Annotated in this window: 10 protein-coding genes and 1 pseudogene; 3 read left to right on the top strand and 8 right to left on the bottom strand. The window is 65.9% G+C overall.

All coding sequences use genetic code 11. The features are described 5' to 3' along the window. Positions 1 to 34: 34 nt before the first annotated feature. Entirely contained in the window at positions 35 to 1,084 is a 1,050-nt protein-coding gene (locus DEI86_RS09830; RefSeq protein ID WP_111049413.1) for a DNA cytosine methyltransferase, read from the bottom strand. Here DEI86_RS09830 and DEI86_RS09835 point away from each other — a divergent pair. From DEI86_RS09835 to DEI86_RS09845, 3 genes are all read left to right on the top strand, one after another. After that, positions 1,083 to 1,574 (top strand): very short patch repair endonuclease, encoded by a 492-nt coding sequence (locus DEI86_RS09835; RefSeq protein WP_111049414.1) that lies wholly within the window; start codon positions 1,083 to 1,085, stop codon positions 1,572 to 1,574. The genes DEI86_RS09830 and DEI86_RS09835 overlap by 2 nt on opposite strands. Before the next feature lie 290 nt (positions 1,575 to 1,864). Next, positions 1,865 to 2,269, top strand: coding sequence for a hypothetical protein (locus DEI86_RS09840; protein WP_258376504.1), 405 nt, complete (start codon positions 1,865 to 1,867; stop codon positions 2,267 to 2,269). After that, on the top strand, positions 2,266 to 3,000 hold the full coding sequence (locus tag DEI86_RS09845; RefSeq protein WP_111049415.1) for an RES family NAD+ phosphorylase: 735 nt from the start codon (positions 2,266 to 2,268) through the stop codon (positions 2,998 to 3,000). The genes DEI86_RS09840 and DEI86_RS09845 overlap by 4 nt, the downstream gene beginning before the upstream one ends. 211 nt (positions 3,001 to 3,211) lie before the next feature. On the opposite strand, the gene DEI86_RS09850 is transcribed toward DEI86_RS09845, so the two are convergent. The 7 genes and pseudogenes from DEI86_RS09850 to DEI86_RS16875 form a co-directional block, all read right to left on the bottom strand. Continuing rightward, positions 3,212 to 3,718 carry a hypothetical protein gene (locus tag DEI86_RS09850; protein WP_146244899.1) on the bottom strand — a complete coding sequence of 169 codons (507 nt, stop codon included), beginning with the start codon at positions 3,716 to 3,718 and terminating at the stop codon, positions 3,212 to 3,214. 89 nt (positions 3,719 to 3,807) lie between these two features. Next, on the bottom strand, positions 3,808 to 4,095 hold the full coding sequence (locus DEI86_RS09855; RefSeq protein ID WP_146244900.1) for a hypothetical protein: 288 nt from the start codon (positions 4,093 to 4,095) through the stop codon (positions 3,808 to 3,810). A gap of 119 nt (positions 4,096 to 4,214) precedes the next feature. Further along, a complete protein-coding gene (locus tag DEI86_RS17030) occupies positions 4,215 to 4,799 on the bottom strand; it encodes a restriction endonuclease (RefSeq protein ID WP_375342173.1) in 585 nt (194 codons plus the stop codon). A gap of 77 nt (positions 4,800 to 4,876) precedes the next feature. Beyond that, the gene (locus DEI86_RS09865; protein WP_111049419.1) at positions 4,877 to 5,089 is read right to left on the bottom strand and encodes a hypothetical protein; all 213 of its coding nucleotides are present in this window, start codon (positions 5,087 to 5,089) and stop codon (positions 4,877 to 4,879) included. A gap of 87 nt (positions 5,090 to 5,176) precedes the next feature. Next, positions 5,177 to 5,497: pseudogene (locus DEI86_RS16545) on the bottom strand (integrase core domain-containing protein); the annotation flags it as partial. A 7-nt stretch (positions 5,498 to 5,504) separates the two neighbouring features. Then, complete coding sequence (locus DEI86_RS09875) at positions 5,505 to 6,704, bottom strand: IS30 family transposase (RefSeq protein WP_111049435.1); 1,200 nt, start codon at positions 6,702 to 6,704, stop codon at positions 5,505 to 5,507. A gap of 89 nt (positions 6,705 to 6,793) precedes the next feature. Then, positions 6,794 to 7,171: a hypothetical protein gene (locus DEI86_RS16875; protein ID WP_375342174.1), complete on the bottom strand. Its 378-nt coding sequence runs from the start codon at positions 7,169 to 7,171 to the stop codon at positions 6,794 to 6,796. Positions 7,172 to 7,435 lie beyond the last annotated feature (264 nt).

Below are 7,435 nucleotides of genomic sequence, written 5' to 3' on the forward strand. Positions count from 1 at the left end.
ACTTGCCCGACTGACGGGGATGACCGGGACGGCTCTAGACGACGGTCATAGTGCGCTGGACGAAGACCTCCCCGACGGCACGTCCGAATGGCGGCGGAACGGCGTTGCCGATGAGCTTGCCGACTGTGGACATCGCAGGCTCCACTCCGTCGGCGACGAACGCGTACGAGCGAGGGAACCCCTGGAGCATCGCCGCCTCGCGCAAGGTCAGGCTGCGATCCTGCTCCGGGTGACCAAATCGGCCTGTGCCGAAGTTGAAGGATTGCGTCGTGATCGTCGGCGCGGGCTTGTCCCACTCCATCCGGCCGTAGAAGGCCTGGAAGCTCGCGCCTGACGCCTTTCGGTGGCACGGCGCGAGTAGCTCCTCCGGCCAGTCGCGCCAGGTGCCGCCAGGCACGGACGCGCGCATGCGCTCGAGATTGATCGGGCTAAGTCGACGTGCACGGTGCATTGCGTCGTCTGGGTCGGACTGCCCATGAGCGAGCGTCGGGAGGGAGCCGATAACCTCGCGAACCGAGACGCCCATGGTCGATTCGACGGCGTCCGGAACGCGGACCACGCCCAGGCGCGAGGCGACGAGGATGAGGCGTCGCCTGCTCTGCGCGAGGCCGAACGCGGGCCCGTGTACGGTGCGGTAATCCACCTCGTAGTCGTTGTCGCGGAGAGTCTTGACAAACTCGGCGAAGACCGGCATCCGCATGAGGCGAACCACGTTCTCCATTGTGACGTGGTCCGGCAGCGTCTCCTCGATGAGCCGCCCGAAATGCTGAAGCAAGGACCAGTTTTTCTCTTCGCTCGTATCTGCTCCCCGGCGATGGCTGGAGAAAGGCTGACATGGTGCGCATCCGGCTAGGAGCCGCACGGGGGCGTCCCTCCAAGCATCGTTCAGCTGCTGGGCAGTGACCTCTGCAATGTCCGCGTGCACGAACTCAGCCCCGATGTTCGTCTCGTACGCGAAGCGGCACGATGCGTCGAAGTCGAACCCCGCGACAACATCGATGCCAGCCTGCTGCAAGCCGAGGGAGAGCCCGCCGGCGCCGCAGAAGAGGTCGATCGCAGCGATTTCGGGAGACGATGAACCCATGCCAGTAGATTACGGCGGCGACAGCTCGCCCGTCGACGGGGACACGCCTGCTGCGGATTCTCTGCCCTCCGCCGCGACTAGACGCAGCATGCAGGGCAACCGAAGCCGCGACACCAGGCCTGAGCTGGGCGTGCGCAGGCTGCTGCACGCTGCCGGACTTCGCTACCGCGTCGCCCACCGGCCTCTGCCGAACCTTCGCCGAACCGCCGACATCTTGTTCACTCGTGCCCGTGTCGCCGTGTTCATTGACGGGTGTTACTGGCATCGGTGTCCGGAGCATGCTTCGACGCCGCGCACTCGGACCGAGTTCTGGGTCGAGAAGTTCGACCGCAACGTCGCTCGGGACGCTGAGACCACCGCGGCCCTCGAGGCTTCCGGTTGGCTGGTCCTGCGGTTTTGGGAGCACGAGAATCCTGCTTCAGTCGCCAACGAGGTGGAACGGATAGTGACCGCCCGCAAGAGGGCGCGCTCCAGACTGGAGCCTCGGTAGCGGCGACCAGACGAAGGACTCCGCGCTCGCTAGCGGGTTAAGGGTGTCTGGTCAGGACGCGTCTTCGTGGATCGGGGCATGGTGGCAGGCGGAGTGCGCGCCCAGTCCGCCGCTGGCAGCTTCTGAGCGGCAGGGCGTGCACACCTCGGCGAAGATCACGCTACATGGCAGGCTCATCCGAGCCACCCGCTGAACGCGAGTCCGTACGTCCGCACCGCTTCATGCGATTACAGGTGCGATTATGTGTGTTGAGTGCTCGTGTTTTTGAGTGCTTGTGTCTAGGATGAGTCATGGCCACGATGAGAACAGCGACATCCGCACAGCGGCCAGGTCTCCGAGCCTACGAAGAGTCGGTCGGCCTGCCGTTCCCCGAGCTCGTAACCCGCCTGCGCGAGACGCTCGGCGTGAAGCTCGTCGCCTACCTCGGCAATGTCGGTTCGACTCGCCCTGTGTCCGGCTGGGCCGCAGGCACGAGCTCGCCCGGCCAGCTCGACGAACTGCGGCTCCGCACCGCGTACCAGATTGCCGGCGTGCTCCGCGAGCGGTACTCCGCCGCAACGACGCAGTCCTGGTTTCAGGGCATGAACCCGGCCCTCGACTATACGGCGCCGGCGCGGATCCTCCGCGAGCAGGAGCCGGCCGACGTCGGTGGCCAGCTGCTCTCGGCCGCGGCATCCTTCGCCTTCGTCGGATGAGCTCGAACGGCATCCGAGCCACCACCGATCCCGGTGTGATCTGGCGGATCGGGCACCCCCCAGACCCTTGGGCCTGGACTCCCTGGGAGTACGCCGGCGACAACGGCCTGTTCGATGGGCGCTGGGACGACCAACTTGGAAGATTCCGCACGATCTACACCGCCGAGACACTCGTCGGCTGCTTCCTCGAGGTGCTCGCGCGCCTACGCCCCGACGTACAGCTTAAGCAGGCACTCGACGCCATCGTCGACGACGACGACAGCACGTCCCTCTACCCGACGGCGGAAGCAGGCGCTGTCGGTTACGAGTGGCTGGAGGGGCGCGTCTGGGCCCGCGGCAAGCAGACCGGCTCGTACTGCTTCGTCACCCATTCGGAGTCAATTGCGTATCTGGCCGCCGGCGGGGTGTTCGCGACGTTCGGCATCGCCGCCGCCGAGATCGGTACCGACCTGCTGAAGGACCCCAATCGTCGCGTGCTGACGCGGACAATCGCCCGGAGAATCTACGACCTGCGTGACTCCGAGGGGACCGCCCGATTCGACGGTGTCGAGTTCCGCTCCCGCCATGGGGATGACCTGCGGATGTGGGCGATCTTCGAGCGGTTCGCCGACAGTGACGACGACCGTCCCACCCACATCGCCCCTGACACGCAGGGCACCATCACTCCCGAGAACGACGCTCTTGCCGAGGCGTTCGCGACGCTCGGGCTGCACTGGCACGACGCGGACTGACGGACTTTAGCTTCGAGGGATGCCCTGCACTGCGGCCGAACCGTGGCCGGCCGCTTCCTCCGCCGCTCGTACGTCTGTCTCCATGAGCAGTGTGATTGTGGCGATGGGCTGGGCCACGAGTCCTGGACGGGAATCTGACGCAGCGCCTGACCTGTGCTCACGGCACCAGAAGCCCCCGCAGCCATCTTGGCCGCGAGGGCTCTTCTCGTTCCTACCGTGGGGGCATTCGGAGCTCGCGCCGAATCGATGCTCGCAGGCGCCCTTCCACCTCACGTAGCCGATTCGAGAACCCGACAGACCAACTGGTGCTTGGCAGGTCTGCCCGCTGAGCGGTGAAGCTCGCCTCGTAGATCTCGAGCAGGAGGCCAGCGAGCTCCTCCACGATGCGGTTCACCCGATCACCAACGTGCAACTCGAGCAGGAGTTGCTGTTCGCGCACGCCCCGCAGCGCCTCCGCCGTCACCTCGTTGAGCTTCTCGACGCCCTCCGAACGGACGAGGAGCAGGACTCGGCCGACCTCGTCCGTCTGGCCGATGATCGCGAGGTAGGCGCGTTTCAGATCGCCGTCCCACTGCCGCTGGTCCTCGCGCTTCAGCTTCCTCCGGTCGCTAAAGTACAGCGACATCAGCGCGATGATCGCCGCAGCGAGCACGAACACCCCAGTGAGCAACGGTGCCTGCCATACCGGCGCGGACCCGTCCATCACGACGTGGATCACGGCGGGCGACGGGCTGGGCGTAGGGACCACCGACGGGGTCGGGATCATCGAGGGTGTCGGGGACGGGAGCGGTGTGGTGCTCGCTGCCATCACACGAACAGGTACTGCAGCGCGTCGTCGTAGAAGAAGCGGATCTCTTCCGGAGAGTCGAAGTCGACGTTGCCAGAGACTCGGACCCCGTCCTCAGCCCCGTCCTTCAGCATCACGTCGGGCATCGCTGCAGCGCTCGAGGCGCCCATGATGAGGAACTGCATGAACGGATCGGCGGCCGCCGGCGGCACCTCGCCGAATGACACCTTGCGTCCGGTGCCTTTCTCACGCAGTCGCATCCCCTGACGGCCCTCGGCGCCTTTATACGCGTCGATGTAGCAGTCCACGCTCGTCGTACCAGCCATGTCCGTCCCCGCTCTCTTGGTCGCTTCGATCCTGCCAGAGCTGGCCAACCCCCACCCACCCAGTACCGTGTCATCGACCCCGGAAGGAGCCCCCGTGACGATCACCGGCGACCGAGTACGGCTTCCGCATCCGCACCACTGACGAGTACGTCATCGACGTCCGCAAGATGCTCTTCAACTGGCGGCTCATCGTGTCGCTGCCAGAGCGCTACGCGTCGAGGACGAGCAGGGCTTCTGCTACTTCGGCCGCACTGACGAAGCGCTGCATCGTGCGGTGGCGGCTGGCCTCGCGTGGGAAGGCCCGCTGCACTCCAACCCGGATGGCTTCGCCAAAGAGGCGTTCTGAGGACACGCCGGAATACAGTCGACCGTCGGGCGCTCTCGCGCACCTCGTCGACCACGTAGAGCTTCACACCGACGCGACGAGCGAAGGCGATCGCGTCACGGCTGTACGAGGAAGTCGTGTAGAACTTGCCGGACTTCTGCGCAGCCTGCGTGGCGCCGTACAGCTGCTGGACGACGCCGGCCCCGACGGTAGCGCCTTGACGCTTCACCCGCGCTACCGCGCTCCCTGACTCGACGTCGATGCCGCCGTCGTGGCTGCCGGAGCGGACGGTGCCGCGCATGATGTCGGCGACCGTGTGCTCAAGACGTCGCCATGCCTGCGCACCGGACGAGGCGGCCAACCGATCGGCTGCGCTCAGCTAGGACTGCAGGGCGACGCGCGGGGCCACTGGGCGGCGCACACGAACCGGGACGAACGTCACTCCTCGTGGTTGCGGAGTCGTTGCTCTACTCGGCCGTGGACGATGTCTGTGTAGCCAGTTCGCTCGATCTCTCGGCGAATGAGGATTCGTATGGACATTCCGGCATCATGCTGCTGCTCCCACCAGTCGAGCACAGAGGTGTCGACCTTCGGAATCGAGATCCGCTTCCGCTCCGACGTGCCGTCCGCGGCTTCCATCTTCGCCATCATGTCCTGTTCCGATCTGGGCTCGCCTCTCAGTCTGCTGTCCCGGCTGGCCGACGTCGAACCGACGGGCCGGACTGAATCGCCCCGGGTTCAGTGGAGGGCGAGTTGTCCCGGCAGCGGCTGCTGTCGGGCGTTGATTTCACGGTAGTACTGGTTCTCTTTCTCGATGGGGGTGACGTAGTCGATCGATGAATGCAGTCGGTTCTCGTTGAACCAGTGCACCCAGGACAGTGTCGCCAACTCGAGGTCGTCGGCGCCGCGGAACGGGCCGTCGATCTTCACGCACTCGTTCTTGTAGAGCCCGACGACGGTCTCGGCGAGGGCGTTATCGTACGGATCACCCACGGTCCCGATCGATGCGACCGCGCCAACCTCGGCGAGACGGTCGGAGTAGCGCAGCGCCGTGTACTGGGCGAGTTCAACCGGTCGATGCAACACCGGGTTCTTGCAGCGAGGGTAGTTGCTCTTCGAAGACCTCGGCTGGCGTCTTCCAATCAAGGCTCTTCCGCGGCCGGTTGTTCAACGCGAGAGCGACTGCTTCAAGGTCGTTCGCCGACCACCGTGAGAGGTCCGTGCCCTTCGGGAAGTACTGACGCAGTAGCCCGTTGGTGTTTTCATTCGTCGGCCGCTGCCAGGGCGAGTGGGGGTCGGCGAAGAACACCTTCGTGCCCGTCTCGAGCGCGAACTGCGCGTGTGCGGAGAGCTCCTTGCCGCGGTCCCAAGTGAGCGTCTTGCGGAGCTGTTCGGGAAGCTTCGTCATCGACGCGATCAGCCCGGCGTTCATCGCAACGGCGCCATAGCCAGCCAACGCGGGACCGTTCTTGACGCGTGGGATCTCGCCATAGCCGTCAACCCGCGGAAGATGTACCAGCAGGGTCGAACGGCTCTTACGCTCGACGATCGTGTCGATCGCCGACCGGCCCGTTCCGATGATCAGATCGCCTTCCCAGTGCCCGGGAACTGCACGGTCCGCGGCCTCGACGGGGCGCTTGGAGAACACGACATCGGCGGTGACATGCCCTTGCGGGCGGTTCTGCGTTCGAGCTCGTGGCTGTCGGAGCGCGCGACCGGTTCGCAGACAGGCGACGAGCTCGCGTTCGAGTGCACCACGGCCCTGGATGAACAGCGACTGATAGATCGCCTCTGGGCTGATCCGCATGGACTCATCATCGGGGAAATCGACCTTCAGCCTGTGCGAGATCTGCTCCGGGCTCCACGCGGTCGCCCACCGCCTGTCCTGCCGATGCGGCTTGTTCAACCCTTTCCATGATGGCGGCTCCGGCCCGATAACGATGCTGCCGTCGGGCCCACGGACGTTGCCGGCAAGGCGCTCCTGGACGTCCTCACGCAGCCGCGGGTTCCCCACAAGCCTCGCGGTCTTGCGACGCTTCGCCGCCTGTTGCGCTTTCCACTGCGCCACCAACGCCCGGTACTCCTGCTTTCCGCTGCGCGTTGCCGCGTTCCGGCGCAGCTCCCGGGAGATCGTTCCCGCGTCGCGGCCGATCCTGCGTGCGATCTCGCGAACGCCGATGTGCTGGGCGCGCAACAGTGCGATCTCCTCGCGCTCCTCGAACGACAGATAGCGACCAGACGGCTCGGTCAGCGAGATCGGTGCCATGCCGCCAGCGTGGCGAAACCAGCGGCTCCCGACTGGCACCGACACACCCGCTTGCAGCGCCGCCTCGGCCGAGTTGACGCCCGTCGCGATCAGACGCCAAAACTGCCGCTGCACTGCCCGCGAGGGCTCAGGACGCCCGGGCGAGCGCATCGGCGGCCGCAACGCACGATCCGACCGCCACTGACGTCGAACGCCCTCGGGAGCCTCGCTCGTCTTCGCAATCCAATCCTTCTTCGCCACCTCGAAACACCTCCACGATTAAGGTGTTGCGACGACCAGTTGAATCCGCCTTGCGACCCGGCATCGGAATGTTGCACGACGCCCGTGATGTCCTCGCCGGCGCGATCGCGGACCCGCAGCGCCATCTCGAGCGCGTCGAGCGGCAGGTCGGTCGGCATCCGGTTCATCGTCCGCCACCCCACGATCCGGCGCGAGAACACGTCCGTGACGAAGGCAGTGAACGCCATCCCCGACCACGTCGGCACGTAGGTGAAGTCAACGACCTAGAGTTCGTTCGGCCGATCCGCGCGGAAACAGCGCTGCACGTGATCCGGCGGCCGCAGCGCACGTTCGTCCGGTTTCGTCGTGACGAACTGCTTGCCCCGCCGAACACCCCGCAGTGTTCCGCCCCGGGTCTGATGGAGGCTCTCAATCCACGGGAGGATGAGAGTCATGGGAGCACCGAGGAAGTACCCGGAGGAGCTTCGGGAGCGGGCGGTCCGGCTCGCGGT

Source organism: Curtobacterium sp. MCBD17_028 (genome assembly GCF_003234875.1).
Taxonomy (GTDB): Bacteria; Actinomycetota; Actinomycetes; order Actinomycetales; family Microbacteriaceae; genus Curtobacterium.

Coding starts and splice junctions, on each gene's coding strand:
- DEI86_RS16875 (WP_375342174.1), bottom strand. CDS start 7,171: ATGGCGTTCACTGCCTTCGTCACGGACGTGTTCTCGCGCCGGATCGTG.
- DEI86_RS09845 (WP_111049415.1), top strand. CDS start 2,266: ATGAGCTCGAACGGCATCCGAGCCACCACCGATCCCGGTGTGATCTGG.
- DEI86_RS09875 (WP_111049435.1), bottom strand. CDS start 6,704: ATGGCACCGATCTCGCTGACCGAGCCGTCTGGTCGCTATCTGTCGTTC.
- DEI86_RS09840 (WP_258376504.1), top strand. CDS start 1,865: ATGGCCACGATGAGAACAGCGACATCCGCACAGCGGCCAGGTCTCCGA.
- DEI86_RS09835 (WP_111049414.1), top strand. CDS start 1,083: ATGCCAGTAGATTACGGCGGCGACAGCTCGCCCGTCGACGGGGACACG.
- DEI86_RS09865 (WP_111049419.1), bottom strand. CDS start 5,089: ATGATGGCGAAGATGGAAGCCGCGGACGGCACGTCGGAGCGGAAGCGG.
- DEI86_RS09830 (WP_111049413.1), bottom strand. CDS start 1,084: ATGGGTTCATCGTCTCCCGAAATCGCTGCGATCGACCTCTTCTGCGGC.